The sequence below is a fragment of the Pseudomonas sp. GW821-FHT02B10 genome (genome assembly GCF_059421865.1).
Map to the genome: position 1 here is coordinate 710428 of NZ_JBWKVU010000002.1, position 25238 is coordinate 735665.

At 62.7% G+C, this 25238-nt stretch carries 20 protein-coding genes and 1 tRNA gene; 7 read left to right on the forward strand and 14 right to left on the reverse strand.

The genetic code is table 11. The features are described from left to right. Nucleotides 1-127: 127 nt before the first annotated feature. Nucleotides 128-1906 (forward strand): acyl-CoA dehydrogenase C-terminal domain-containing protein, encoded by a 1779-nt coding sequence (locus tag AC07VU_RS07125; protein ID WP_274304852.1) that lies wholly within the window; start codon nucleotides 128-130, stop codon nucleotides 1904-1906. Nucleotides 1907-2143: 237 nt separating this feature from the next. On the opposite strand, the gene AC07VU_RS07130 is transcribed toward AC07VU_RS07125, so the two are convergent. Beyond that, complete coding sequence (locus AC07VU_RS07130; RefSeq protein WP_274304851.1) at nucleotides 2144-3073, reverse strand: LysR family transcriptional regulator; 930 nt, start codon at nucleotides 3071-3073, stop codon at nucleotides 2144-2146. Nucleotides 3074-3175: 102 nt separating this feature from the next. On the opposite strand from AC07VU_RS07130, the gene AC07VU_RS07135 reads away from it, so the two are divergent. The 5 genes from AC07VU_RS07135 to AC07VU_RS07155 all read left to right on the forward strand — a co-directional run bounded on the left by AC07VU_RS07135 (nucleotide 3176) and on the right by AC07VU_RS07155 (nucleotide 6393). Then, nucleotides 3176-3874: an MOSC domain-containing protein gene (locus AC07VU_RS07135; RefSeq protein ID WP_277589728.1), complete on the forward strand. Its 699-nt coding sequence runs from the start codon at nucleotides 3176-3178 to the stop codon at nucleotides 3872-3874. After that, nucleotides 3871-5154 carry an aspartate aminotransferase family protein gene (locus tag AC07VU_RS07140; RefSeq protein WP_101339292.1) on the forward strand — a complete coding sequence of 428 codons (1284 nt, stop codon included), beginning with the start codon at nucleotides 3871-3873 and terminating at the stop codon, nucleotides 5152-5154. The genes AC07VU_RS07135 and AC07VU_RS07140 overlap by 4 nt, the downstream gene beginning before the upstream one ends. Nucleotides 5155-5432: 278 nt before the next feature. After that, nucleotides 5433-5804, forward strand: coding sequence for a type II toxin-antitoxin system RelE/ParE family toxin (locus AC07VU_RS07145; RefSeq protein ID WP_053262890.1), 372 nt, complete (start codon nucleotides 5433-5435; stop codon nucleotides 5802-5804). Next, entirely contained in the window at nucleotides 5782-6102 is a 321-nt protein-coding gene (locus tag AC07VU_RS07150) for a helix-turn-helix domain-containing protein (protein ID WP_016704074.1), read from the forward strand. Before AC07VU_RS07145 ends, AC07VU_RS07150 begins: the two co-directional genes overlap by 23 nt. Before the next feature lie 132 nt (nucleotides 6103-6234). Continuing rightward, a complete protein-coding gene (locus AC07VU_RS07155) occupies nucleotides 6235-6393 on the forward strand; it encodes a YqaE/Pmp3 family membrane protein (protein ID WP_003228885.1) in 159 nt (52 codons plus the stop codon). A 50-nt stretch (nucleotides 6394-6443) separates the two neighbouring features. Here AC07VU_RS07155 and AC07VU_RS07160 read toward each other — a convergent pair whose 3' ends face one another. The 10 genes from AC07VU_RS07160 to AC07VU_RS07205 form a co-directional block, all read right to left on the reverse strand. Beyond that, the gene (locus AC07VU_RS07160) at nucleotides 6444-8285 is read right to left on the reverse strand and encodes a S9 family peptidase (RefSeq protein WP_277589726.1); all 1842 of its coding nucleotides are present in this window, start codon (nucleotides 8283-8285) and stop codon (nucleotides 6444-6446) included. Further along, complete coding sequence (gene pqqE, locus AC07VU_RS07165; protein WP_009045901.1) at nucleotides 8251-9423, reverse strand: pyrroloquinoline quinone biosynthesis protein PqqE; 1173 nt, start codon at nucleotides 9421-9423, stop codon at nucleotides 8251-8253. Before pqqE ends, AC07VU_RS07160 begins: the two co-directional genes overlap by 35 nt. Further along, nucleotides 9395-9670 (reverse strand): pyrroloquinoline quinone biosynthesis peptide chaperone PqqD, encoded by a 276-nt coding sequence (pqqD, locus tag AC07VU_RS07170; RefSeq protein ID WP_274304847.1) that lies wholly within the window; start codon nucleotides 9668-9670, stop codon nucleotides 9395-9397. The genes pqqE and pqqD overlap by 29 nt, the downstream gene beginning before the upstream one ends. Further along, nucleotides 9667-10419, reverse strand: a complete 753-nt coding sequence (pqqC, locus tag AC07VU_RS07175) for a pyrroloquinoline-quinone synthase PqqC (protein WP_495029653.1) — start codon at nucleotides 10417-10419, stop codon at nucleotides 9667-9669. Before pqqC ends, pqqD begins: the two co-directional genes overlap by 4 nt. Before the next feature lie 132 nt (nucleotides 10420-10551). Continuing rightward, nucleotides 10552-11463, reverse strand: a complete 912-nt coding sequence (gene pqqB, locus AC07VU_RS07180) for a pyrroloquinoline quinone biosynthesis protein PqqB (protein ID WP_277589725.1) — start codon at nucleotides 11461-11463, stop codon at nucleotides 10552-10554. Nucleotides 11464-11534: 71 nt separating this feature from the next. Next, on the reverse strand, nucleotides 11535-11609 hold the full coding sequence (gene pqqA / locus AC07VU_RS07185; RefSeq protein WP_009045898.1) for a pyrroloquinoline quinone precursor peptide PqqA: 75 nt from the start codon (nucleotides 11607-11609) through the stop codon (nucleotides 11535-11537). A 156-nt stretch (nucleotides 11610-11765) separates the two neighbouring features. Then, complete coding sequence (gene pqqF, locus AC07VU_RS07190) at nucleotides 11766-14228, reverse strand: pyrroloquinoline quinone biosynthesis protein PqqF (RefSeq protein WP_495029654.1); 2463 nt, start codon at nucleotides 14226-14228, stop codon at nucleotides 11766-11768. Between the two features lie 48 nt (nucleotides 14229-14276). Beyond that, on the reverse strand, nucleotides 14277-15071 hold the full coding sequence (locus AC07VU_RS07195; protein WP_274304845.1) for a carbon-nitrogen hydrolase family protein: 795 nt from the start codon (nucleotides 15069-15071) through the stop codon (nucleotides 14277-14279). 107 nt (nucleotides 15072-15178) lie between these two features. Beyond that, nucleotides 15179-16861: a flavin monoamine oxidase family protein gene (locus tag AC07VU_RS07200; RefSeq protein ID WP_277589723.1), complete on the reverse strand. Its 1683-nt coding sequence runs from the start codon at nucleotides 16859-16861 to the stop codon at nucleotides 15179-15181. A gap of 236 nt (nucleotides 16862-17097) precedes the next feature. Next, a complete protein-coding gene (locus AC07VU_RS07205) occupies nucleotides 17098-17559 on the reverse strand; it encodes an Lrp/AsnC family transcriptional regulator (protein ID WP_007926099.1) in 462 nt (153 codons plus the stop codon). 221 nt (nucleotides 17560-17780) lie between these two features. Here AC07VU_RS07205 and AC07VU_RS07210 point away from each other — a divergent pair, with 221 nt between their 5' ends. Then, entirely contained in the window at nucleotides 17781-20147 is a 2367-nt protein-coding gene (locus AC07VU_RS07210; RefSeq protein WP_277589722.1) for a glucose/quinate/shikimate family membrane-bound PQQ-dependent dehydrogenase, read from the forward strand. Between the two features lie 83 nt (nucleotides 20148-20230). On the opposite strand, the gene AC07VU_RS07215 is transcribed toward AC07VU_RS07210, so the two are convergent. From AC07VU_RS07215 to AC07VU_RS07225, 3 genes are all read right to left on the reverse strand, one after another. Beyond that, complete coding sequence (locus tag AC07VU_RS07215) at nucleotides 20231-21016, reverse strand: WaaZ-like lipopolysaccharide core biosynthesis protein (protein ID WP_274304843.1); 786 nt, start codon at nucleotides 21014-21016, stop codon at nucleotides 20231-20233. A 290-nt stretch (nucleotides 21017-21306) separates the two neighbouring features. After that, nucleotides 21307-21383, reverse strand: a tRNA-Ile gene (locus AC07VU_RS07220). A 15-nt stretch (nucleotides 21384-21398) separates the two neighbouring features. Beyond that, the gene (locus AC07VU_RS07225) at nucleotides 21399-25142 is read right to left on the reverse strand and encodes a bifunctional diguanylate cyclase/phosphodiesterase (RefSeq protein ID WP_495029655.1); all 3744 of its coding nucleotides are present in this window, start codon (nucleotides 25140-25142) and stop codon (nucleotides 21399-21401) included. Nucleotides 25143-25238 lie beyond the last annotated feature (96 nt).

Consider the following 25238-nt stretch of genomic DNA (forward strand, 5'->3'; position numbering starts at 1 on the left):
TTGGTGACTAAAAATTACATTAAAGTCATGAGTTGACCCTATGTGTCGCAAAAGTTGTTCGGGTACACTCGAGCTTTCGTAACTGGGGCCGTTCGGGTCCACTTGTTTAGATCTTGCGAGGTTTGCCATGGCTGACTACAAAGCGCCCCTGCGCGATATGCGCTTCGTCCTCAATGAAGTTTTCGAGGTCGCCAAACTCTGGGCCGAACTGCCTGCTCTGGCCGACACCGTCGACGCTGAAACCGTCGAAGCGATTCTTGAGGAAGCCGGCAAAGTCACCGGCAAAAGTATCGCCCCGCTGAGCCGCGGCGCCGACGAAGAGGGTTGTCACTGGAGCGACGGCGCGGTGACCACGCCAGCAGGTTTTCCACAGGCCTATCAGACTTACGCCGAAGGCGGCTGGGTTGGCGTCGGCGGCGATCCAGCCTACGGCGGCATGGGCATGCCCAAGGCGGTATCGGCCCAGGTCGAGGAAATGGTCAACTCGGCCAGCCTGTCGTTTGGTCTGTACCCGATGCTGACCGCGGGCGCCTGCCTGTCGATCAATGCCCACGCCAGCGAAGAATTGAAGGCGGCCTACCTGCCGAACATGTATGCAGGCGTCTGGGCCGGTTCCATGTGCCTCACCGAGCCGCATGCCGGCACCGACCTGGGCATCATTCGCACCAAGGCGGAGCCGCAGGCCGACGGCTCCTACAAGGTCAGCGGTACCAAGATCTTCATTACCGGCGGTGAGCACGACCTGACCGAGAACATCATCCACCTGGTGCTGGCCAAGCTGCCGGACGCACCGGCGGGGCCGAAGGGCATTTCGTTGTTCCTGGTGCCGAAGTTCCTGGTCAACGCCGACGGCAGCCTGGGGGCGCGCAACCCGGCCAACTGTGGTTCGATCGAACACAAGATGGGCATCCAGGCCTCGGCCACCTGTGTGATGAACTTCGACGAAGCCGTCGGTTACATCGTCGGCGAGCCGAACAAGGGCCTGGCGGCAATGTTCACCATGATGAACTACGAGCGTCTGGGCGTCGGTATCCAAGGCCTGGCCTCGGGCGAGCGTTCCTATCAGAACGCTGTGGAATACGCCCGCGATCGCCTGCAAAGCCGTTCGCCGACCGGCCCGCAAGCCAAGGACAAGGTCGCTGACCCGATCATCGTGCACCCCGACGTGCGCCGCATGTTGCTGACCATGAAAGCCGCGAACGAAGGCGGCCGCGCGTTCTCCACCTATGTGGCGATGCAACTGGATACCGCCAAGTTCAGCGAAGATGCGCTGGTGCGTAAGCGTGCGGAAGATCTGGTGGCGCTGTTGACGCCGGTGGCCAAGGCCTTCCTCACCGACCTGGGGTTGGAAACCACGGTTCACGGCCAGCAGGTTTTCGGCGGCCACGGCTACATCCGTGAATGGGGCCAGGAGCAGCTGGTGCGCGATGTGCGCATTACCCAGATCTATGAAGGCACCAACGGCATCCAGGCGCTGGACCTGGTCGGGCGCAAGATCGTCGGCAGCGGCGGGGCGTTCTACAAGCTGTTCGCTGACGAGATTCGCCATTTCACCGCGACCGCCAGCGCCGATCTGGCCGAGTTCACCAAGCCGTTGAACGACGCACTGGATAACCTGGACGAACTGACTGCCTGGCTGCTGGATCGGGCCAAGACCAATCCGAACGAAATCGGCGCGGCCTCGGTCGAATACCTGCAAGCATTCGGATACACGGCGTACGCCTACATGTGGGCGTTGATGGCAAAAGCGGCCCTGGGCAAGGAGTCGCAAGACGATTTCTACGCCAGCAAGCTGGGTACCGCGCGCTTCTACTTCGCCCGTCTGCTGCCGCGTATCCACTCGCTGAGCGCATCGGTGAAGGCGGGTAGTGAGTCACTGTTCCTGCTGGATGCGGCGCAGTTCTGAGCATGGCTACGTCATGTAAGCATTCTCTTACATGACGTACTGCTAATCACCCATATCGGCAGATTGGATCCAGAGCTAATCTACTTCACATGGACGTCGCGCAGGAAGCGCAAAGCAATAACACGGACACGTAGGATTCCGCCAGGATGGTGGAGTGAAAAGGATGTCAGGGAAACAGTCTGCAAAGCCCCGCTTCGGCGGGGTTTTCTTTTGTCCGCGTTTTTTACCTGCGCTGCTTCAACCCAGCCCTTCCAGCGTCGCCGGGCCTGTCATCCGCCCATCCGGGCCGCTCATCTCTTCTTCCAGCAAGGTTCGCAGCAATTCCAGGGTTGCCTGCTGACGCTGCACATCACGACATACCAGCCCCACTTTCAACGGCACCCTTGGTTCGCTCAGCGGTTTCCATAGCAGGTCCGTATGGCTGTGGGTCTGCCGCGAACGTCCCGGCAAGACCGTCGCCAGGCGGGTGTTGGGCAAGCTGTCGAGAATCCCCGCCATATTGTTCAGCTCCGCCTGCACTTGCGGCCGGCGTCCGAGGTTGGCCAGTTGCGCCTGCCAGATCTGGCGTATCTGGAACTCCTCGCCCAGCAACAGCATGGGCAGCTCCGCGGCCTGGCTCATGGAGACCTTCTTGAATTCGCGCAGGGGATGTTCGGCAGGAATCACCAGGGTCAACTCGTCTTCGTAGAGCTGCACACCGTGCAACCCTGGCTGGCGCGGCGGCAGATAACTGATGCCGATATCCAATGAGCCATTGAGCAGGCGCCGTTCGATTTCCAGGCCGGTCAGTTCGTAGATCTGCACAACCAGATGTGGCTGGGCCTTGCGCACCCGCTCAAGCATTTGCGGCACCAGGCTGCTGTGCACGGTTTGCAGTACGCCAATCGCCAGCGTGCGCAGGGCGTGGCCCTTGAAGTTGCCCAGGGCTTCACGAGCCCGTTGCATGCCGTCGAGCAAGGGCAGGGCATGGTTGTACAGGGTATGGGCCGCCAGCGTCGGCAACAGGCGCTTGCTGCTGCGCTCGAACAGGCTGACATCGAGGTTCTGTTCCAGCTGACGGATCTGTTGCGAGAGCGCGGGTTGGGAGATCGACAGGCGCTCGGCAGCTCGTCCCACATGACCTTCTTCATACACCGCGACGAAATAACGCAGTTGTTTAAAATCCATAAGTTCTGCTTATCGAAAAAGCTGGAAAATCGAAATGGCCCGATAGGCCGCAGAAGCCTAGTCTAACTCCTATTCACAGGGCTTACAGGGCCAGAAGGCGAGATGAATACCGTTTACGTGGATGGTGTTTACATAGGCAAGGCAAAAAACCTCGGACAGGGTTTGGTCAGTGATACGGACAAACGTCCGGTTGCAAGCCGACTCTGGTTATGGCCGCAGGGCCTGGGCAGCGACGAACACGGCGACCCGCGCTTTCATACCGGCCCGGAGCGGGCGCTGCACCATTACCCCGCCGAACACTACAGCTACTGGCGCAAGCGTTATCCACAGATCGACTGGTGTGCCCCGGCCTTTGGCGAAAACCTGTCTACCCACGGCCTGACCGAGGAACAGGTCTGCCTCGGCGATATGTTCCGCTGGGGCGGCGCGCTGCTGCAGGTCAGCCAGCCGCGTTCGCCCTGTTATCGCCTGAGCCACCGCTGGGGCATCCCCGACCTGCCGCAACAGGCGCAAAGCAATGGTCGCTGCGGCTGGTTCTACCGGGTGCTCAAACCCGGTTTCGTCAGTGCCGATCAGCCCTTCGAGCTGATCCAGCGCAGTTACCCGGGGTTGACTGTGGCCTGGGCCCTGCGTTGTTTTTATCGAGAACCTCTGGAGCATGCGGGCTTGAAGAAACTGGTGGACTGTCCGGCACTGGCGTCGCGTTGGCGCGACATCGCGATCAAGCGCATGCGCACCGGCCTGATCGAGGATTGGTCCGCGCGCCTGCTGGGCCTGCCGCTGCAGGGGTTGAGCGCATGAACCTGTTCAGCCTGCGCCGCCCTCAGCCGAGCCTTGATGATCTGGCGGTCGAGCCCTGCCTGTCGCCGATGAGCCACAACCTTTCCAGTGAGTGCCTGATGCCCAGCGTCCAGCGACCCCACCCAGTGTTTGTACGTGGCCAGGGCTCATGGCTGTGGGACAGCGATGACCGCGCCTACCTCGACTTCGTCCAGGGCAACGCCGCCAACAGCCTTGGCCATAGCCCCTCGGCGCTGGTCAAGGCACTGACGGCCCAAGCCCAGTCACTGATCAACCCCGGCTCGGGCTTTTACAACCGCGGCATGCTCAACCTCAGCGAGCGCTTGTGCCGCAGCACCGGCAGCGACCAGGCCTATCTGCTGAGCAGTGGCAGCGAAGCCTGCGAGGCGGCGATCAAGCTGGCCCGCAAATGGGGCCAGCTGCACCGCGGTGGGGCCGCGAAGATCATCACTGCCAGCGGCAGCTGTCATGGTCGCAGCTTCGCGGCAATGTCGGCGTCGGCAAGCACCCATATCGCCAATCGCTTCGAGCCACAGCTGTCGGGTTTCAGTCATGTTCCCTTCAATGACCTGCCAGCCTTGCATGCCGCGGTGGATGCGCAGACCGTGGCGATCATGCTCGAGCCGATCCAGGGCGAGGCCGGGGTGATTCCGGCGACCGAGCATTACCTCAAGGGGGTCGAACGCCTGTGCCGCGAGCTGGGCATCCTGCTGATCCTGGATGAAGTGCAAACCGGCATCGGCCGCTGCGGCACCTTGCTGGCCGAACAAGTCTATGGCGTGCGCGCCGACATCGTGGCCCTGGGCAAAGGCCTCGGTGGTGGCGTGCCCTTGGCTGCCTTGCTGGCGCGTGGCAAGGCCTGTTGCTTCGAGGTGGGTGAGCTGAACGGCACCCATCACGGTAATGCGCTGATGACCGCCGCGGGCCTGACGGTGCTCGATAGCGTACTGGACAACAGCTTTCTCGAGCATGTGCGGGACAACGGTCAGTACTTGCGCGAAGGGCTGGCCCGCCTGGCGAATCGTTATGCCCAGGGAGAACTGCGTGGGCAGGGATTGTTCTGGGGGCTGAGCCTGGCCGACGACTCGGCCGAGGCCGTGGTTAAGGCGGCCCGCTACGAAGGTCTGTTGCTGGCCGCAACCCAACCGGACTGCCTGCGCTTTACCCCGGCGTTGACGGTGAGCAAGGCCAACATCGATGAAATGCTGCTGCGCCTGGCGCGGGCCTTTTCGCGAGTACGCACCGCGCAGTTGCAATGCCGCAAGGGGCTGGTGGTTTGAGGCCTGGCCTGGTCCCGCCACACCCGATCTTGCACTGACAGAAATTCCCGAACCGTCTCGCGGTATAACGCATCGCCCCGTGTCCGATCTTTCGCACGGGGCGTTTTTTTGTCTCGGGCTTTTGCAAAACCGCCATCGGGCCTTGAAGGCCATCATCCAGGCAAGGTTCCTTAGGCTCATCCACCAGGACGGTGGAGGGCTGCTGGGGCGCAAGACCACCGGGCAGCCTGGGTTGAATAAATATACCACTGAGTGGTATGTTTTTGGGAAGGGAAGCCATGACCATCAGGTTGTTCAAAACCAAAGGTTTTGCTGTTGCGGCTAAAAAAGCCTTGATCCATGACGACCAGTTGCTGGCCGCATTCAGCGAGTTATGCAAAGGCCAGGCTGATGACCTGGGTGGCGGGGTCTGGAAAAAACGCCTGAACGCCAACCGCCATCGTTCGATCGTCCTGGCCAGGGGCCGGCGTTACTGGGTGTTCCAGTTCCTGTTCGCCAAGCAGGACCAGAGCAATATCAGCCACCAGGAACTGCAGGCATTCCGCGCGCTGGCCAAGGCCTACGAAGGGCTGGATGGCTGGCAGGTCCAGCAGCTACTCGAGATGAAAGCGTTTGTGGAGATCAGACATGAGCAAGCCATTCAAGACTGAAGCCCTTGAATCGATACACGAGTCGGCCAGTGCCCTGCACGCCATCGGCGCCATCGGCAAAACCACCATGCGCCAGTTCGATGAGGCGTGTATTGCGCCAGTACCGGCGAGTATTCCCGCGGAGCAGATCAAGCTGCTGCGCGAGCGTAGTAACGTCAGCCAGCCGGTCTTTGCCCGCTACCTGAACACCAGCGCGTCCACGGTGAAGCAGTGGGAGTCTGGCGAGAAGCACCCGAGCGGCATGGCGTTGAAACTGCTGAGCATCGTGCAGAAGCACGGCCTTGAAATACTGGCGTGAGCCGGCACTGAAACACCGGCCAGCCTGGGGATAAAAACTGGCCCTTGGCCAGAATCGATTGAACCCTGCCGAACGCCATGGGTCGATTAGCGGTGAGGCTCGTACGAGTCGATTGCTATCAGGAGCTGCCCCATGGACTTTATCCGCATCATCATCGCCATTCTGTTACCGCCATTGGGCGTGTTTCTGCAAGTGGGGTTCGGCGGCGCGTTCTGGCTGAATATCCTGCTGACCCTGTGCGGCTACATCCCGGGCATCGTGCATGCGGTGTACATCATCGCCAAGCGCTGAGCCTGGCGCCCGCTCCGCAGAGGAGCGGGCTGGTTCCCCTTGGACGCCGATTATTCCGGTGCGTCCGTCTGTTCCATTACCTGCCGATAAAACAGCCATTCCTGTTCCAGGGCGTGCGCCTGATTGGCGGCCTTGCGAAAACCGTGGCGCTCGTCCGGGTAATAGTGCGCTTGGGCCGTAATGCCGTTGTCCTGTAACGCCTTGAGCATGTCCCGGGTCTGCTGGGGCACTACCACGGCGTCGAGTTCACCCTGGAAGAAAACCACCGGTACGCGGATATTGCCGGCATGCAGCAGTGGGGTGCGGGCCTTGTAGCGTTCGGCATCCTGGTCGGGGTCGCCGATCAGCCAGTCAAGGTAGTCGCCTTCGAACTTGTGGGTGTCTCGCGCCAGGGCCACGGGGTCGCTGACGCCGTACAGGCTGGCGCCGGCACGGAACACATCGGCGAAGGCCAGGGCGCAAAGGGTGGTGTAGCCGCCGGCACTGCCACCGCGGATGAACGTCCGGTCGCCATCGATCAGGCCTTGTCGGGCCAGATACGCGACCACTGCGCAGGCGTCCTCCACATCCACTTCGCCCCAGCTCAGGTGCAGGGCTTGCCGGTACTCGCGGCCATAGCCGGTGCTGCCGCGATAGTTCAGGTCGGCCACGGCGAACCCCCGTTGCGCCCAGTACTGGATACGCGGGTCGAGTATCGGATAACAGGCCGAGGTGGGGCCGCCGTGGATGAACACCACCAGCGGCGGCCGGTCGTCATCGCTCATGGCCGGGTAGAAAAAGCCGTGGGCCTCGCCCTGGCCGCTGGGGTAACGCAGGGTTTGCGGGTGGCTGATCTGCTCGGGCAGCAGAGGCGCTACGCCGCCAGCCAGGACCTTGACCTGCTGTGATTGGCGGTCAATGGCGATCACCGCGGACGGACTCACAGGCGACGCCGCGATGCAGTAGATAAACCGTTCATCCAGCGCCAGGTTGCGGAAGCGGCTGTAGTCGCCGCTGAAGTCCCGTTGCTCACCCTCGGCCAGGCGCAGCCCCAAGCGGCCAAAACCGGCTTGCGTCCAGGTACCCAGCCAGCTGTCGCCGCCCAGCGGCAGCCAGGTGCAGCCGCCCAATTGCCAGGGCGCCGGGGCGTGATCGGCGGCGGCGCAGGGCAGCGCCTGCAGGCCGTTGGGCGTTTCACCCCAGGGTTGCCAGAAGCCGGCGCGGTCGGTCAGGCAATACAGCCGCCCGGCTTCATCAAAACATGGTTGTTGCAGCGACTCTTCCTCGCCATCGCCGGCCAGGCACCGAGGGTCATCCCAGCGGCCGTTGGCCAAGCGCTCGGCGACCATCAGGCGGGTCGAGGTCCAGGGCTGATGCGGTCGATCCCATTCGATCCACGCCAGGCGCTGGCCGTCCGGGCTCAAGGTGGGCGCCGCGTAGAAGTCCGCCCCTTCGGCCAGCAGCTGGCGTTTTCCGCTACCGGAGTCGATGGCCACCAGGCAATGCCGGTTGTTGTGCTCTTCCACTGCCAGCACCTGGCCGGCGGCGAACTGCAGGTCGCCATAACGGCACTCGCCGCAGGTCAGGGCTACCGGCGCTTCGCCTTGCAGGGATTGTCGGTAGAGCTGCTGGTCCGCCTCGTTGACGAACACCAGCCCATCATCGCTCAGGCAAAAGGCGCCGCCGCCGTATTCATAAACCCGGCTGCGCACGCTGAAACCTTGCGGCGTCAGGCAGCGGGCCTGGTTGTCGCGCCAGTGCCAGATCCGGCAGGCGGCGTCTTCGGGGCGGTATTCGTTCCAGAACAGGCCGTTGGCGCCGAGCCGCAGCTCGGCGAAATCGATGCCGGCGGCGACGGCTTGGGCGGCGCTGAAGGATTCAGCCCTTGGCGATGAGGCGCGAGTTTCGTTCATTACGGAAGGCCAGTTGTTCGATGGTCTGAGTGGCGTGCTCGGCTTCTTCGCGGGCCTTGAGGATCACGCCGTGATGGTGCGACTTGCTGCACACCGGGTCGGCATTGCTGGCATCGCCCGTGAGCATGAAGGCCTGGCAGCGGCAGCCGCCGAAGTCCTTTTCCTTTTCATCGCAGGAGCGGCAGGGCTCGGGCATCCAGTCATAACCACGGAAGCGGTTGAAGCCGAAGGAGTCATACCAGATGTGCTGCATGCTGTGGTCACGCACATTGGGGAACTGCACGGGCAACTGCCGGGCACCGTGGCAGGGCAGGGCGGTGCCGTCCGGCGTGACCGTGAGGAAGATGCTGCCCCAGCCGTTCATGCAGGCTTTCGGGCGTTCCTCGTAGTAATCCGGGGTAACGAAAATCAGTTTGCACGGATGCCCTTCGGCTTCCAGCCTGGCGCGGTATTCGTTGGTGATGCGTTCGGCGCGTACCAGTTGTTCCTTGGTCGGCAGCAGGCCGACGCGGTTGAGCTGGGCCCAGCCGTAGAACTGGCAGGTGGCGAGCTCGACAAAGTCGGCTTCCAGGGCGATGCACAGTTCGATGATGCGGTCGATTCGATCGATGTTGTGCCGATGGGTGACGAAGTTCAGCACCATCGGGTAGCCGTGGGCTTTCACCGCCCGGGCCATTTCCAGCTTCTGGGCGAAGGCTTTCTTCGAGCCGGCCAACAGGTTGTTCACCTGCTCGTCGCTGGCCTGGAAACTGATCTGGATATGATCGAGCCCGGCCTTCTTGAAGTCGCTGATCTTCTGCTCGGTCAGGCCGATGCCGGAGGTGATCAGGTTGGTGTAGAAACCCAGCTTGCGCGCCTCGCCGATCAGCTCGGCAAGGTCCTGGCGCACCAGCGGTTCGCCACCGGAAAAGCCCAGCTGCGCGGCGCCCATCTCCCGGGCTTCGCGAAATACCTTGAGCCACTGCTCGGTGCTCAGCTCCTTGCCTTGCTCGGCGAAATCCAGCGGGTTGGAGCAGTACGGGCATTGCAGCGGGCAGCGGTAGGTCAGCTCGGCCAGCAGCCACAGCGGCAGGCCGACTTCCGGCTTGGGCGGTATCGGCGCTGGCGAATCAGCCAAGTTCGATCCAGTGCTGTGCACGGGCGACCTCCATGAATTGCTCGATGTCGTCACCGAGTTCGGGCACGCCGGGGAACTGGACTTCCAGCGTCTGGATGATCGCCGCGACATCCCGTTCGCCGTCGATCAACCCGCCGATCAGCGCGGCGCTCTCGTTGAGCTTGATCATGCCTTCAGGGTAGAGCAGTACATGGCCCTTCTGCGCCGGTTCGTACTGGAAGCGGTAGCCGGGGCGCCAGGTCGGGGTCTTGCTGCGATCGAAGCTCATAGGGTGATTCCTTTATGCCAGACCCGTTCTGTGGTGACGCTGTGATACGGCGGGCGATTGAGTTCATAGGCCATGCTCATGGCGTCGAGCATGCTCCAAAGGATGTCCAGTTTGAACTGGAGAATTTCCAGCATGCGCTCCTGGCCGGCGCGAGTGGTGTAGTGCTGCAGGGTGATCGCCAGCCCGTGCTCGACATCGCGCCGCGCCTGGCCCAGGCGGGTGCGGAAGTATTCATAGCCGGCCGGGTCGATCCATGGGTAATGCTGGGGCCAGCTGTCGAGACGCGACTGGTGGATCTGCGGCGCGAACAGCTCGGTCAGCGAGCTGCTGGCGGCTTCCTGCCAGCTGGCGCGGCGGGCAAAATTGACGTAGGCATCGACGGCGAAACGCACGCCCGGCAGCACCAGCTCTTGCGAGTGCAGCTGGTCCGGGTCGAGACCGACCGCTTGCCCCAGGCGCAACCAGGCCTCGATGCCACCGTCTTCGCCGGGGGCGCCATCGTGGTCCAGCAGGCGCTGAATCCACTCGCGACGAATTTCCCGATCCGGACAGTTGGCGAGAATCGCCGCGTCCTTGAGCGGGATGTTCACCTGGTAGTAGAAGCGGTTGGCAACCCAGCCCTGGATCTGCTCGCGGGTCGCCCGGCCCTGGTACATCGCCACATGATATGGGTGGTGGATGTGGTAATAGGCGCCCTTGGCCCGCAGGGCTTGCTCGAATTCGGCGGGGGACATTGCTGTGTCAGTCATTGCGGTTCTCCGGGGAACAACCGTGGATAGTGTTGCCTCATCGGGCCTCATCGGGCCTCATCGCGGGCAAGCCTCGCTCCTACAGGTAGCGCTGTCCGTAGGAGCGAGGCTTGCCCGCGATAGCTCCTGTGGTTACAGCTCGATACTCATGCCGTCGTAAGCCACTTCAACGTTACGCCGCGCCAGCTCCGCGCGTTCGACGGAATCCTCGTCGAGGATCGGGTTGGTGTTGTTGATGTGGATAAGAATCTTGCGCTGCTCTGGCAACTGCTCCAGCACTTCCAGCATGCCGCCAGGGCCGTTCTGCGCCAGGTGGCCCATTTCCCGCCCGGTCCGGGTGCCGACGCCGCGACGCTGCATCTCGTCGTCTTCCCACAGGGTGCCGTCCACCAGCAGGCAGTCGCTGCCGCTCATGATTTCCAGCAGCGCTGTATCGACCTTGCCCAGCCCCGGGGCGTAGAACAGCTTGCCGCCGGTGCGCAGGTCTTCGACGATCAGGCCGATGTTATCGCCCGGGTGCGGATCGAAGCGATGGGGCGAATAGGGCGGCGCGGCGCTGCGCAGCGGCAGCGGGCTGAAGCGCAGGTTCGGGCAGGCCGGGATGGTGAAGCTCCGGTCGAGTTCGATGCGGTTCCAGTCCAGTCCACCGTTCCAGTGGGTGAGCATGGCGAACAGCGGGAAACCGCTACTGAGGTCTTCATGGACCATGTCGGTGCACCAGACCTGATGCGGGCAGCCTTCGCGCAGGCTGAGCAGGCCGGTGGTGTGGTCGATCTGGCTGTCCATCAGGATGATTGCGCTGATCCCGGTGTCGCGCAGGGCGCGGCCCGGTTGCATCGGGGCGAAGCCCTGGAGCTGGGCGCGGATGTCCGGCGAGGCGTTGCACAGGACCCAGTTCATGCCGTCATCGGAAATGGCGATCGACGATTGGGTGCGAGCCTTTGCCCGCAGGCTGCCGTCGCGAAAGCCCGCGCAGTTCGCGCAGTTGCAGTTCCACTGCGGAAAACCGCCACCGGCGGCGGAACCTAGAATCTGGACAAACATGGCCGCTCCATCAGGTTAAGGCTGAAAATAAAAACGCCCCGGCGAGCCGAGGCGTTGCACTGCGCGAGCAATCAACGGCTGGCGAAGTACATGGTGACTTCAAAGCCGATACGCAGGTCGGTGTAAGCCGGTTTGGACCAGGACATAGAGGTGCTCCTTCAGGTGGGTGGGACGGTTGAGATCTATACATATAGTCCACCTCCAACCGGAGATGTTCAGATGCTTAGGGGGCTATCTTACTAAATTCCCCCCGGGGAATGACTGCAATTGTTGAAGAAAGCTCGTTGCAGCCAGGGTAACGATCATTTTCCCGCTTGCCAGGGGACGCCCGGGCAGGCACCGCTGGCCAGGCAGAGCCAGCCGCCTTGCGCCTGTTGTAACTGTTCGGCCGCGAGCAACAGCTGTGGCCGGGGCGCCGCCATGATTTCCTGTTGCAATTGCTCCAGGTAATCCGACGGATGGCCGGCCAGTCGACCCTGCCAGAGCAGCTCGGCCAGGTGTGCCACGGGCAATGCACGGGCATCGAACTGGGCGGCCAGGTTAGCTTTCAAGTCGTCCAGGGAGGTGTCATCCAGTGCCTCGATCAACTCGGGCAACTGCGCCAGGAACGCCCGGATATGCTCGAGGATCTCGCTCAGAGGGGCGCTGGGCGACTGCACGCCGAACAGCAGGCCGGTCTGGCCGTTGATCTGTCGCACACCGCTGAACACCGCATAGCCCAGTTGCAGCTCGACCCGCAGGCGCTGATAGAACGGCATCTGGCCAAGCTGCCCCAGCAGCCGCCAGCTGGCTTCCTGCTGAAGGGGGGGGTCCGGTGCCGGGCAAAACAGCAGCAGGGCCTGCTCGCCGGAGCCGGTTGCGACCTTATGCCAGTGCTGCTGCGCGGCTATCGAGGGTGGCGCTGACAGCTGGCTGTCGGCGGTGCCCGGGGCTTTGCTCAATGCCGCGCCGATTGCGCTTTGGGCATGGGCCAGGCCGATGGCCAGGCCATCCCAGTGGGCGCCCTCCCACAGTGTTTGCCAGCCTTGTTCATCCAGTGGATGCGGCTCCTCGCTGGCGGGTATGTCCAGGCAGCGCTCGGGCAGCTCCTGAAGCAATTGGCGGATCGGCAACAGCGGCGCGGGAGCAGTTGGGGGTATCTGCCAGAACGCCGCACCGGGTTCGCTCAGTTCCAGCAGAGCCTGCTGGAGCATGGCCGGCATCGGTTCGGGAAGCCCCTTCAGCGTCAACAGACACTGGTTACCCGAGACACCGAGGGACAGCTCGACGCCCGCCTGAAGTCCGTCGTCCCGCAGGTTGCGCAGGTGGTTTTGCAAGCGGCTGCGCAGTTCCTGCGGCAACACGCTTTGCAGGCGCCAGCGCAAGTACAGGGCTGCCTCGCCAGCGTCGTCGGCGATGGCTTGGCTGAAGGTCATCGCCGAGGATTCGCGACGCTGTCGCAAGCGGTCCTGGGCGAAGGTGCGCAAGCCGCGGTGGGCGCTGGTTTGCCCGCGAATCAGGCCGGCCCGGGCGGCTGGCGCCGAGCTGCGCAGGAACGGATTGGGCGCAGGCAGTTGCCAGCCGATGCCGCTGGCTGCCGACCGGGCTTGAAGTTGCGACAGCAGGGCCTTGAGGGCCGTGACACCGCGGTCGGACAGCTGCGGTTCCAACTGCTCGTTATTCAGTCTTGCCAACGCCAGTGCGCTGGCGACCTGGCGTTGGCGCTGTTGCAGCAGGGCGTATTCGTCGCGCAATGCCGGCCAGTCGTCCTGGCTGCTGAAAAAGGCCAGCCAATCGAAGAACAACTCACTCACCTGCTCCGGCTGTTGGGCGCCTTGCTCGGTCAAGTCGAACTGGATATGCAGCAGCGCCTGGCCGGCAAACTGATACAGCGGCGCGGCCTTCAACCCTTCGACCAGCTTGCGCTCCTTGAGCATGGCCAACAGCCCGCCGGATTTGCCGCAGGCCAGCCAGGTGCAGAGAAAGTCCAGCGCTTCGCGGGCGGCTGTGGGCAGTTGCTCGCAGGCGAACAGCAGGTTCAGGTGGCGCCCGTCGAGCTGCTGATAATGTTGCTGTGCCGATGTCAGCAAGGGCATCGGGGCTGCTTGCGGTTGCGCTTTACCGACGGCGAGGACGGCGCCAAAACCCTGGGCCAGGGCTTTCAGCTCTTCCAGGGATTGGGGCCCGGCCAGGCTCAGGGACATTTGCCCGCTGTGGTAGTGAGCCTGATAGAAGGCCCGCAGCGCCTGTTGAAACGCCGGGCGCGGCACGTTGAGGCTGTAGCGATTGCCGGCGTGGAACGCCCGCAGGGGATGCTCCGCGGACAGGCCGTCGAGCAAGGCCAATTGCCGTTGCGCCGCGGCATCCCGCGACCAGGCGATGAACTCCGCGTGCAGCACCTCGCGCTCGCGCAACTGGTCTTCCTGGTTCATGCGCGGGTGGGCGAGCATGTCGGCCAGGCGCTCCAGCCCGGCGGCGAAATCCGCGGGGGGCAGTTCGAAGAAGAAGTCGGTGTGGCGTTCGCCGGTGCTGGCGTTCACCTGGCCGCCGTGGCGTTGCACATAGGCCATCAGGCCCTGTTGCGCGGGAAAACGCTCGGTGCCGAGAAACAGCAGGTGTTCGAGAAAGTGCGCCAGCCCGGGCCAGGCCAGCGGTACGTCGTGACTGCCGGCCGAGACCCGCAGGGTCGCCGCGCAGCGTTTCAATCGAGGGACGTGGTGCAGTGAAACCCGCAGGCCGTTGGCCAGGGTTTCCCGATGAGGCAGAGGGTGGTTCAGCGCGGGCATGAGCACTTCCAGAACAGTGAAGCGCCCATGCTAGCGGATAACCCCGGATCAGCGCTTGTTCAGGTCGTCGTAAAGCTCCGGGCGACGGTCATGGAAGTAGCGGTTGGCAGCGCGGGAATCGAGCATCAACTGACGGTCCAGCGTGCCGGTTATCAGGGCTTCATCCAGCCCGGCGAGGGCAATCCGCTGGCCGTCGGGGGCGGCGATGCTGCTCTGGCCACAGTAGTGGATCTCGTCTTCGTGGCCGCAGTAGTTGGCGTAGGCCACATAACATTGGTTTTCGAAGGCGCGCGAACGCACGGTGACATCGGCGATGAAGTCGTAGGGCAGCATGTTGGCGGTGGGCACCAGAATCAGCTCGGCCCCGGCCAGCGCCAGGCGCCTGGCGTTCTCCGGGAACTCGATGTCGTAGCAGATCAGGAAACCGAGCTTCCAGCCGTTGAGTTCCACCAGGGGGAAATCGTCTGGACCTGCGCTGAACATCGAGCGGTCGAGATCACCGAACAGGTGGGTTTTGCGGTAGTTGCACAGGCGTTGGCCGTTGCGGTCGATCAGTTGCACGGCGTTGTAGATCTGGCCGTCGTCGGCGCGCTCCGGGTAGCCATACAGGATCGCGATGCCCACCGACTGGGCGACATTGGCGATGTATTGTGCCGACGGGCCATCCTGGGCCTCGGCCAGGGCGCCCACCGCTTCTACGCCGATGTTGTAGCCGCTCAAGAACATCTCCGGCAGCACCAGCAGGTCGGCGCCGGAAGCTTCCACGGCGACTTTCTGCAGGCGTTGCAGGTTGCCGGCGACATCCAGCGGTTGTGGGGCACATTGATAAAGCGCTACACGCATGGTGATGACTCCTCTGTGCGCTGGACTGTCACTGTAGCCGTTGCCGCGGGCTGCTCAAAGGCCACGGGCGTTGCGCTCGATCGCAGCCTGCGGCAGCAGCTACAGGTTCAGTCGGCCAGGGCGATGGGGCCGATTTCGTGGAACACGTCGCCCGGTCCCGGGTTCTCGGCGTGGGTCTGCCCGCCGAAGTGCTTCATGATGCCCCAGACCGCGTTGAGCGAGGTCTGTACCGCGCCCTCGACCCAGGCCGGAGTCCAGGACACATCGTCGCCGGCGATGAAGATACCGCGTTGCTCGGCGGGCAGGTCGTCCTGCATGAAGTGCGCGTACATGCGCTGGTTATAGCGGTAGTGGCCGGGTAGAGCGCCCTTGAACGCGCCGAGGAAGTGCGGATCGGCTTCCCAGGACACGGTGATCGGGTCGCCGATGATGCGCCCGGCGATATCGACTTTCGGGTAGATCTTCTTCAGGGCGTCGAGGGCCAGCTTGACCCGTTTTTCCACCGGGTGCGGCAGCATCTTCAGGGCGTCGCTCATCCACGAATAGGACAGGCAGATGACCCCCGGCTTGTCGTCGCCGTTATCGAACAGGTAGGTGCCGCGAGTCAGGCGATCGGTGAGGGTCATGCTCATCAGGTCACGACCGGTTTCCGGGTCTTTGTCTTTCCAGAACGGCCGGTCGACCATGACGAAGGTCTTCGACGATTGCATGTAGCGGGTGCGGTCCAGGGCCATCCACATCTTCTGCGAGAACAGCGACTCTTCGCATTCGATCTGGGTGGTCAGCAGCCAGCTCTGGCAGGTGGTCAGCACCGCCGCGTATTCGCGGGTATCGCCCCAGTTGTCGGTGACGCTGAAGCGGCCATCGGCGGCCCGGGCGATACGTTTCACCCCGGGACGCGGTGCGCCATGGTGCAGCGAGCTGAGGCTGGTGCCTTGCGGCCAGTGGGCGCAGCGCTCCGGCACATGGCGCCAGATGCCCAGTGGCACCTGCTCGACACCGCCGACCACCAGGTGCTGGTGATCGTCGCAGTTGGTCATCACCACACGGAAGATTTCCAGCATCGAATTGGGGAAGTCCGAATCCCAGCCGCCGGTGCCGAAACCGACCTGGCCGAATACTTCGCGGTGATGGAACGACAGCTTGGCGAAGGCCTTCGAGGTGGCGACGAAGTCATAGAAGGTGCGGTCGTCCCACAGCGGCACCAGGGTGTTCCACAGTTCCTTGAGGCGCGGCACGTCGCGATCGCGAATGGCCTGCTGGATTTCGCCGAAGCGCGAACCGTCTTCCAGGGCATCGGCCCAGGCGTCGGCCACTTCCTGGAACAGCGCCGGCAGGTCGGCAAGTTTCTGCGCGTAGTGAGTCTGGCCTTCGAGGTCGATCACCGTGCTGCCGGAAGCCGGGGTCAGCGGGTTGGGAAAGGGCTTGGTCTCCAGACCCAGCTTGTCGACGTAGTGATAGAAGGCCGTGGAGGACACCGGAAAGCGCATGCCACCCAGTTCGGCGATGATCCCTTCGGCGCCTTCGAACGCTTGGGAGCGCAGCCGGCCGCCCATTTTCGAGGCTTCGTACACCACGGGCTTGAGGCCCAGCTTCATCAGCTCGTAGGCCGCCACCAGCCCGGCGATACCGGCACCGACAATCGCCACTTCGGCGCCATGGTTGGTTTCGGGGATGCTGCCCAGGCCGGCGGGGTGCTCGATCCAGTCGTCGAAGGCGAACGGGAAGTCCGGGCCGAAAATGGTGATGGGTTTCTTACCGTCTGCAGGATGGCGATTGTTCTTGTTCATGGCTGACCTTGCTGGCGACTCGAGCAGAGCGCTGAGTATAGGAAAAGATGGCAGCCATTCTAGGGAGCGTTGCGCACGTTAATAAGACGCAAAGTGTCGTCGTTTTGGATGATCTTATTTCAATCTGACGATGTTTTTTGACTAACTGACGAAAGATTCTCTGTAGCCGCTGCCGAAGGCTGCGATCGAGCGCGAATCGCTCGCAAAACAGCGGGATACCGTGCCTGGAAAAACCTTCAGACGGGCTGCCCACGGTCGATCTTGCTGCTGAGAATGATCGAGGTGGTGGTCTTTTCCACACCGTCGACGCTGCCGATCTGGTCAAGCAACTGGTCCAGCTGTTCCGGCGAATCGGTGCGCAGCCAGGCGACATAGTCGAATTCCCCACTGACCGCGCAGAGCTGCTGGACCTGGGCCATGGCGCTCAGGCGCCGCAGGACCTCCTTGCCGGAACGCGGCTGCACCTTGATCCCGACGTAGGCCTGCAAGCCGCCATCGATGACCCGCTGACCCAGGCGCACGCCATAACCGGTAATCACCCGCGCCTTTTCCAGCCGCGCCAGGCGCGAGGTCACGGTGGTACGGGCGATCCCCAACTGGCGGGCGAGCATGGCCACGCTTTCGCGGGCATTGATCTGCAGGGCCGCGATCAGTTGGCGGTCGATTTCGTCGAGGACGGGAGGGCGGCTGTCAGACAAGGTGAACTCCGGCGCGGGCAACGGTGGCCGAGCATGTTACAGGCTCGCTCCAGGCGATGCTTGCGGCATGGCGTCAGTTGTATTGGCTGCCGGCCCTGTAGTGACGGCCAGGCTCAACAGCGCGGATGACATTTTTTGCCACGAATTGCCTGCGACAAGTTGTCATAAGTAACTGGTTAGTACATTCTTGCGCCACGTAAAGAATGGGAGAAATTTCCGACATGAATAATTCTGGGGCTGCCACCGGCAGCAAATGGCTGCTGGGGGCGCTGGGTTTGCTGATCACATTGATCGGCCTGGGGCTGGCCGGCGGGGGCGGGTACCTGGTCAGTCTGGGCGGCAGCTGGTTCTTCCTGCTGATGGGCCTGGCGATGATCGTTTCCGGGCTGCTGATCGCCCGGCGTAACCCGCTTGGCGCCTGGCTGTATGGGGGGGCGCTGGTGCTCACGGCGATCTGGGCGGTCTGGGATGCCGGGCTGGAGTACTGGCCGCTGGTTTCGCGGGTGCTGACCTTCGCCGTTATCGGCCTGGTGGTGGCGCTGATCTACCCGACCCTGGTGCGTGCTTCGGGCGCGACCGCCGGGCGTGGCGCTTATGGCCTGGCCGGCGTGCTGGGCATTGGTGTCGTGGCGACCCTGGCCTACATGTTTGTGCCGACCCATGTGGTCAAGGCCAGCAGCGAGCCGGCGATCAAGCCTGTGGCTCCAGGTACCGAGCAGAAAGACTGGGCCCATTGGGGCAACACCACCGCCGGCAATCGTTTTGCCGCGCTGGACCAGATCAACAAGGGCAACATCGACCAGTTGCAGGTGGCCTGGACTTTCCGCACCGGCGATATTCCGCAAAGCACCGGCGCGGGCGCCGAAGACCAGAACACACCGCTGCAGATCGGTGACACGGTCTATACCTGCACCGCCTACGGCAAGGTGTTCGCCCTGGACGCCGACACCGGCGCCGAACGCTGGAAGTTCGATCCGCAAGGCTCGGCGCCTAACTGGCAGCGGTGCCGCGGCCTGGGTTATTTCGATGCTTCCGTCGAGCCTGCTGCTGAACCCTCGGTCGCTCCGGCCGCCTGCACCAAGCGTTTGTTCCTGCCGACCGGCGATGCGCGCCTGATCGCGATCAACGCGCAAACCGGCAAGCCGTGCGAAGACTTTGGCGACAAAGGCACGGTCGACCTGAAAACCGACATGGGCGAAGTGAAGCCTGGCTACTACCAGCAGACTTCGACCCCGCTGGTGGCCGGCAATGTGGTCATCGTCGGCGGCCGGGTGGCGGACAACTATTCCATCGGCGAGCCGCCGGGCGTGGTCCGCGCCTTCGACGTGCGTAGCGGCGAGCTGGTGTGGGCCTGGGATCCGGGCAACCCGAACACCACCAAGCGTCCGCCGGCAGGCGAGACCTACACCCGCGGTACGCCGAACGTCTGGTCGGCCATGTCCTACGACGCCAAGCTCGGTCTGGTCTACCTGCCGACCGGCAACGCCACGCCAGACTTCTTCGCCGGCCAGCGCACGGAGTTCGACGACAAGTGGAGTTCGTCCATCGTCGCCCTGGACGTGAAGACCGGTCAGGTGCGCTGGCACTTCCAGACCACTCACCACGACCTGTGGGACTTCGACCTGCCGGCGCAGCCGCTGCTGTACGACGTGCCGGACGACAAGGGCGGGGTGCAGCCGGCGCTGGCGCAGGTCACCAAGCAGGGTGAGATCTTCCTGCTCAACCGCGAAACCGGCGTGCCTATCGCCCGGGTGGAAGAACGTCCGGTGCCGCAGGGCAATATGCCGGGCGAACGCTACTCGCCAACCCAGCCGTTCTCGGTGGAGATGCCGTCGATCGGCAACCAGACCCTGACCGAGTCGGACATGTGGGGTGCCACGCCATTTGACCAGTTGATGTGCCGTATCCAGTTCAAGGGCATGCGCCATGAAGGTGTCTACACCCCGCCGGGCCTGGATCATGCCTTGCAGTTCCCCGGCTCCCTGGGCGGCATGAACTGGGGCAGCGTGTCGGTGGACCCGAACAGCAACTATATGTTTGTCAACGACATGCGCCTGGGCCTGGCCAACTACATGATCCCGCGGGCGCAGATCGCGGCCGGGGCCAGCGGTATCGAAATGGGCGTAGTACCCCAGGACGGCACGCCGTTTGGGGCGATGCGCCAGCGTTTCCTCTCGCCTGCCGGTATTCCGTGCCAGAAGCCACCGTTCGGCACCCTGTCGGCCATCGACCTGAAAACCAGGAAGCTGGTGTGGCAGGTGCCGGTCGGTACCGTGCAGGACACCGGTCCCCTGGGCATTCGCATGCACATGCCAATCCCGATCGGCATGCCGACCCTAGGTGCATCCCTGGCGACCCAGTCCGGCCTGCTGTTCTTCGCCGGCACCCAGGACTTCTACCTGCGCGCCTTCGATACCGGCAACGGCAACGAAATCTGGAAAGCCCGCCTGCCGGTGGGCAGCCAGTCGGGGCCGATGACCTACGTTTCGCCCAAGACCGGCCGGCAGTACATCCTGCTGACCGCGGGCGGCGCGCGTCAGTCGCCGGACCGTGGGGACTATGTGATCGCTTATGCATTGCCCGAATAACGGCTGATCCTGGCCTTACAGAAAAACCGCGCAAGGCGCGGTTTTTTTGTGGGCGGAATACAACCCGTCCGAACATGGAACGCTTAGCGATTAACCAGCTTGTCGAGTTCGTCGAGACTGATCTTGGGAATGATCGAGGTGGGAATACGCGACGTGGGGGACAGGTTGTAGACCGAAAAATCCTTGCCCATGACCTTGTCCGACATCAGCTTCAAGGACGGCAGGATCCGTGATTGCAGGTGCTGGTCCAGGCCGCAGGGTGACTTGAAGGTATCTGGCGTTTCATAAAAACGCCCTTGGGCAGGATTCAGGTCGACGCCCACCAGGATCGCCGTATTGAAGCCGGCGTGATAGGCGAGTTGCAGCGCCAGATAAGCCACCGTGCGGGCGTCGAAGAAACCCAGTTCAAGGTTCTTGCTGAAACCGATGGTCCGGCTCCTGTTGCCCCAGAGCAGGGGAGGGCGAACCAGATCGCGGTTGCTCCTGAGCAATCGCTGCATCCAGGTCTGTCGTGGCGCCTTCTTCAGCAGAAACAGCTCGCCGCGAGGCTGGATTGGAATCGTGCGGGCATGTTCTTCCCAGAGCGCCACGCGCTGACTGACAGCCATTGCCTGGGTGAAGAGCTCGGGTTGCTGGAGGGAGAAGCTGGTGTCGGTGCAGGCATAAAAAAAGGGCTGTATGCCGGTCCCGCGGAACATCGAGATGGCCCCGTTCATGGTGATCATCGGGATGTTCGAGAAGGCTTCGATAGGGAAGTCCTTTGCCGAACTACCGGATGCAATGATGAAAACAGGGCCTTGCTGAATATTTCGGCAACGTGCAAACCCCGTTGCCCGGCCAGGCGAAGGCGCCGTAGATACTACTTCCATGTGTTGTGTCCGAATCATCAGGCCACTCTGATTATTATGGGGTGGCTTAAGTGGTGCATCACGCCGGGGAAAGGACAGGCTCTCCCCCATTGATAGAAGTGCAGTCTAGGACCAAACAAAGGCCATGCACGACTTCCGAACAGTTATGACCGTCGCGGTTTTTAATAGTTGTGCGGTAGGGCTGATTTCTTGGAAAAAACGATCGGGCGTTTTGCCGGCCTGGCGGCCGAATGGAGGGATTTGCAGCGCGTTGAATACGCGAAAGCCGCGCAATGCGCGGCTTTCAAAGATGGTGGGCCCACACGGACTCGAACCGTGGACCAAAGGATTATGAGTCCTCTGCTCTAACCGACTGAGCTATAGGCCCTCAGTAGGCCGCGGATTATAGCGACGGTTTCTCGGCTGTGCTATCCGAAAAATCTGAAACGGGAAGGCGTAGAAAGGTCGCAGCGAATTCGTCGGCGCTCAGCGGCAGGCTGATGACGTAGCCCTGGATCTGTTCGCAGCCTTCGTTCCCGAGGAATACCTGCTGGTCATGGGTTTCCACGCCTTCGGCGATCACGGTGAATTGCATGCTGCGGCCCAGGGCGATGATGGCCCGTACGATCGCCACATCGTGGGGGTCGTCGGGCAGGCCACGGACGAAAGATTGATCGATTTTCAGGAAATCCAGCGGCAGGCGCTTGAGGTAGCTCAGGGACGAGTAGCCGGTACCGAAATCGTCGATGGCCAGTTGGACGCCCAGGCGCTTGAGCTGGTGCAGGACCGCCAGGGCTTCCTCGGCCTGGCTCATGATGAAGTTCTCGGTAATTTCCAGTTGCAGGAAGCCGGGTTTGAGGCGGTTGTCTTTCAGCAGTTGTTCAATCCGCCCCAGCAGGTTCGGCTGGCGCAACTGGGCGCCGGCGAGGTTGACCGAGAGCGGGCCGAAGCTGTCGTAGCGCTCGTTCCACTTGCGCAGCTGTTGGCAGGCGTGTTCCAGCACCCAGTCGCCGATCTGCAGGATCATGCCGTTCTCTTCGGCCAGGGGGATGAAGTGTTCGGGCGGGACATCGCCGAAGGTCGGGTGATGCCAGCGAATCAGGGCTTCGGCGCCCACCAGCTCCTGGTCACCCAGCCTGATCTTGGGTTGATAGTAGAGATACAGCTCGTTGCGTTCGATGGCCCGCCGCAGTTCATGTTCCAGGGCCACGCGCTCGCTGGCCTGGGCGGTCAGGTCGCGGGTATAGCTTTCGACCCGGTTGCGGCCCTTGGCCTTGGAGCGGTACATGGCGGCGTCGGCATTCTTGACCAGGGTGGCCACGTCGCAACCGTCCTTGGGGTAGAGGCTGGTACCAATGCTGGCACTGATGAAGAACTCGTGCTCGCCGGCCTGGAACGGCGCGGTGAAGCAGTTCAGCAGCTTGTTGGCGATGTGGTCGGCATCGCTGGGCTGCTGCAGCCCGGGTAGCAGGATGATGAACTCGTCGCCACCCAGGCGGGCCACGGTATCGATATCCCGCAGTTGTTCTTTCAGGCGCACGGCAATGCCCCTGAGCAGCAGGTCGCCGACCGGGTGGCCGAGGCTGTCGTTGATGTGCTTGAAGCGGTCCAGGTCGAGAAACAGTACGGCGCCCTGGCCACCATTCTCCTGCTGGTTGTTGAGGGCAGTCAGCAGGCGGCTTTCGAACAGGGTACGGTTCGGCAGACCGGTCAGCGGATCGTGGTGCGCCTGGTAATCAAGCTTGGCCTGGGCGTGCTTGAGGCTGGAAATATCGGCGAATACCGCGACGAAGTGGGTGATGAACCGGTCTTTGTTGCGCACCGCGCTGATGGTCAGCCAGCTGGGGTACAGCTCGCCATTTTTGCGCCGATTGCAGATTTCCCCTTGCCAATGACCTTCGGCGGTCAGTTGGTGCCACATGGCGGCGTAAAAGGCGCTGTCATGCAGGCCGGAAGCCAGCAGGCGCGGAGTGTGGCCCAGGGCTTCGGTTTCGCTGTAGCCGGTGATTTCGGTGAATGCCCGATTGACCGCGCTGATGTGCTGCTGGGTATCGGTGATCAGTACGCCTTCAGCGGTGCTCTCGAACACGGTGGCGGCCTGTTGCAGCTTCTCCTGCATCAGGTGGCGCTCGGTGATGTCGCGGGCGATGGTCAGCATGCAGTCTTCGTCGCCGATCGGCAGCGGCCGGCTCGAGAGCTCGCAGAGGCGGATCTGACCGTCATTGCGGCGAATATGGCAGCTGAAGTCGCGCACGAAGCCATCCCGCTGCATCAGGTCGAGCATCTGCCGGCGCTCGTTGAGGTTGACCCAGATGCCCAGCTCCAGCGTGGAACGGTCGACGGACATGGCGCTGTTGAAGCCGGTGATACGACTGAAACCTTCGTTGACCTCTATCAGCAAGCCGTCGCGCTGGCGGCTTAGCAGCAGGCCGTCCGGCGAGGCGTGAAAAGCCTTGGCGAACTTCTCTTCTGAGGTTTGCAACTGCTGTTGGGTTTCCTTCAACTGGCTGATGTCGCGAACCACCACGACCAGGGCGGGCGTAGTGTCGAGGTCGAAGGGTTCGGCGGAGATCAGCCCGGTGAACAGCTGGCCGTTGCTGCGCCGAAAGGGCATTTCCAGGTTACGGATACTGCCGGCCTGCAAGCGTTGCAGCAGCCCAGGGCCGACGCCCTGAATACCCCAGATATTCAGCTCGGTGGCCGTTTGGCCGATGACTTGCTCGGCATTCAGGCCGATCTGTTCCTCGAACGCTTCGTTGACCTCCAGCAGGCAGCCATCCGACAGGCGGGCAATGACCAGGATGTCCGGGCACTGTTGGAAGACCGAGGCGAATTTCTGTTCCGAGAGCTGCAGGGCCTCTTCGGTGCGTTTTGTCTCGCTGATGTCGATCATCAGGCCGCGCATGATCGGTTCATGCCCATGCTCGATCAGGCTGACGATGTCGCGAACCCACAGGCAGCGGCCATCAGCGGTGATCACTCGGTAATCCAGGCTGTGATCGCGCCCGGCCAGGACTTCGTGGTCGCAGAAGTGCTGGGCGCGCGTCAGGTCGGCGGGGTGGATGATGTTTCTCCAGAACCCGGGAATCAGCCAGTGCGAAAGGGGATAGCCCAGCAATTGCTCGGCATGGGGCGACACGTAGCTGTAGGTGAAGTCGCTGATGCGCGCTTCCCAGGCGATTGCCGACAGGCTTTCGACCAGGCCGCGGTAATGGTATTCGCTGCTGCGCAGCTCCTGTTCCAGGGCCACGCGCCTTGCGATCTCGGAGCTCAGCCGGCGATTGATGCGGATCACTGCCGCCAGAATGGCAAACAGCAGGAGCAGCCCTGGCAGGCCATAGAACAGCAGGTCCGACCAGAACGAACGGTGGTCGAGCACATTGCCCACCCAGCGCTGCTGGATCTCGTTGACCTCCGCCGGGCTTATGTCAGCCAGCACCTTGTCGAGAATGCTTACCAGTATCTTGCTGTCGCGGGGGACGCCCATGGCCAATTGATAGCGGTAGGGCGTCTCGCCGCTGACATAGAGCCCGTCGAGCTTCAACTGCCGCAGGCTCCAGACACTGGAAGCCAGGTCGCCGACCACGGCATCGACCTGATTGAGAGCCAGTGCCTGTAAGGCCGAACTCACATTGGGCAGGGCGACCAGGTTCAGGTCGGGATGGTGGGTGCGCAGCAGTTCATGGGGGGCGTAATTCTCCACGACGGCGATCTTCAGGCCGTACAGGTCCTGGAGCTTGCGAGGTTGCGCGCCGCCTTTATGGGCCAGGATCACAATGGGGAAATCGAGGTACGGGCGGGTGAAAGCCAGATAGTTTTGCCGTTCCGGGGTCGACATGATGCCCGGCAGCAGGTCCAGCTTGCCCTTTTTCGCGGCTTCGAGCACTTCGCTCCAGCTGGCGGGTTCTATCGGCTTGAGCGTGATCGCCAGGCGATCCTGGATCAGATGGATATAGTCCGCCGCCAGGCCCTGGTAGCGCCCTTCCTCATCGCGATATTCGAAGGGCGGCCACGAAGCGTCGACGCCCAGGCGCAATTCCGGATGGGCGGAAAGCCAGCCACGTTCTTCATCGGTGAGCGTCAGTGCGCCAGCCGTTGCGGTCCAGGCGAGCAGCGACAGCACCAGCACGGTCGGCAGTCTGGGCATAACGGTCTCGTTATGGCACGGGGAATGTTTCGAGTGTAGACGGGCAATCCGGAGGGAGTGAGGCGCGGGGAGTTTTTAAACTGCACAAAACAAGAC

Coding starts and splice junctions, on each gene's coding strand:
- AC07VU_RS07130 (WP_274304851.1), bottom strand. CDS start 3,073: ATGGATTTTAAACAACTGCGTTATTTCGTCGCGGTGTATGAAGAAGGT.
- AC07VU_RS07145 (WP_053262890.1), top strand. CDS start 5,433: ATGACCATCAGGTTGTTCAAAACCAAAGGTTTTGCTGTTGCGGCTAAA.
- pqqD (WP_274304847.1), bottom strand. CDS start 9,670: ATGAGCTTCGATCGCAGCAAGACCCCGACCTGGCGCCCCGGCTACCGC.
- AC07VU_RS07225 (WP_495029655.1), bottom strand. CDS start 25,142: ATGCCCAGACTGCCGACCGTGCTGGTGCTGTCGCTGCTCGCCTGGACC.
- AC07VU_RS07155 (WP_003228885.1), top strand. CDS start 6,235: ATGGACTTTATCCGCATCATCATCGCCATTCTGTTACCGCCATTGGGC.
- AC07VU_RS07140 (WP_101339292.1), top strand. CDS start 3,871: ATGAACCTGTTCAGCCTGCGCCGCCCTCAGCCGAGCCTTGATGATCTG.
- AC07VU_RS07125 (WP_274304852.1), top strand. CDS start 128: ATGGCTGACTACAAAGCGCCCCTGCGCGATATGCGCTTCGTCCTCAAT.
- AC07VU_RS07150 (WP_016704074.1), top strand. CDS start 5,782: ATGAGCAAGCCATTCAAGACTGAAGCCCTTGAATCGATACACGAGTCG.
- AC07VU_RS07135 (WP_277589728.1), top strand. CDS start 3,176: ATGAATACCGTTTACGTGGATGGTGTTTACATAGGCAAGGCAAAAAAC.
- AC07VU_RS07215 (WP_274304843.1), bottom strand. CDS start 21,016: ATGGAAGTAGTATCTACGGCGCCTTCGCCTGGCCGGGCAACGGGGTTT.
- pqqF (WP_495029654.1), bottom strand. CDS start 14,228: ATGCCCGCGCTGAACCACCCTCTGCCTCATCGGGAAACCCTGGCCAAC.
- pqqB (WP_277589725.1), bottom strand. CDS start 11,463: ATGTTTGTCCAGATTCTAGGTTCCGCCGCCGGTGGCGGTTTTCCGCAG.
- pqqC (WP_495029653.1), bottom strand. CDS start 10,419: ATGACTGACACAGCAATGTCCCCCGCCGAATTCGAGCAAGCCCTGCGG.
- AC07VU_RS07200 (WP_277589723.1), bottom strand. CDS start 16,861: ATGAACAAGAACAATCGCCATCCTGCAGACGGTAAGAAACCCATCACC.
- AC07VU_RS07195 (WP_274304845.1), bottom strand. CDS start 15,071: ATGCGTGTAGCGCTTTATCAATGTGCCCCACAACCGCTGGATGTCGCC.
- AC07VU_RS07210 (WP_277589722.1), top strand. CDS start 17,781: ATGAATAATTCTGGGGCTGCCACCGGCAGCAAATGGCTGCTGGGGGCG.
- AC07VU_RS07160 (WP_277589726.1), bottom strand. CDS start 8,285: ATGAACGAAACTCGCGCCTCATCGCCAAGGGCTGAATCCTTCAGCGCC.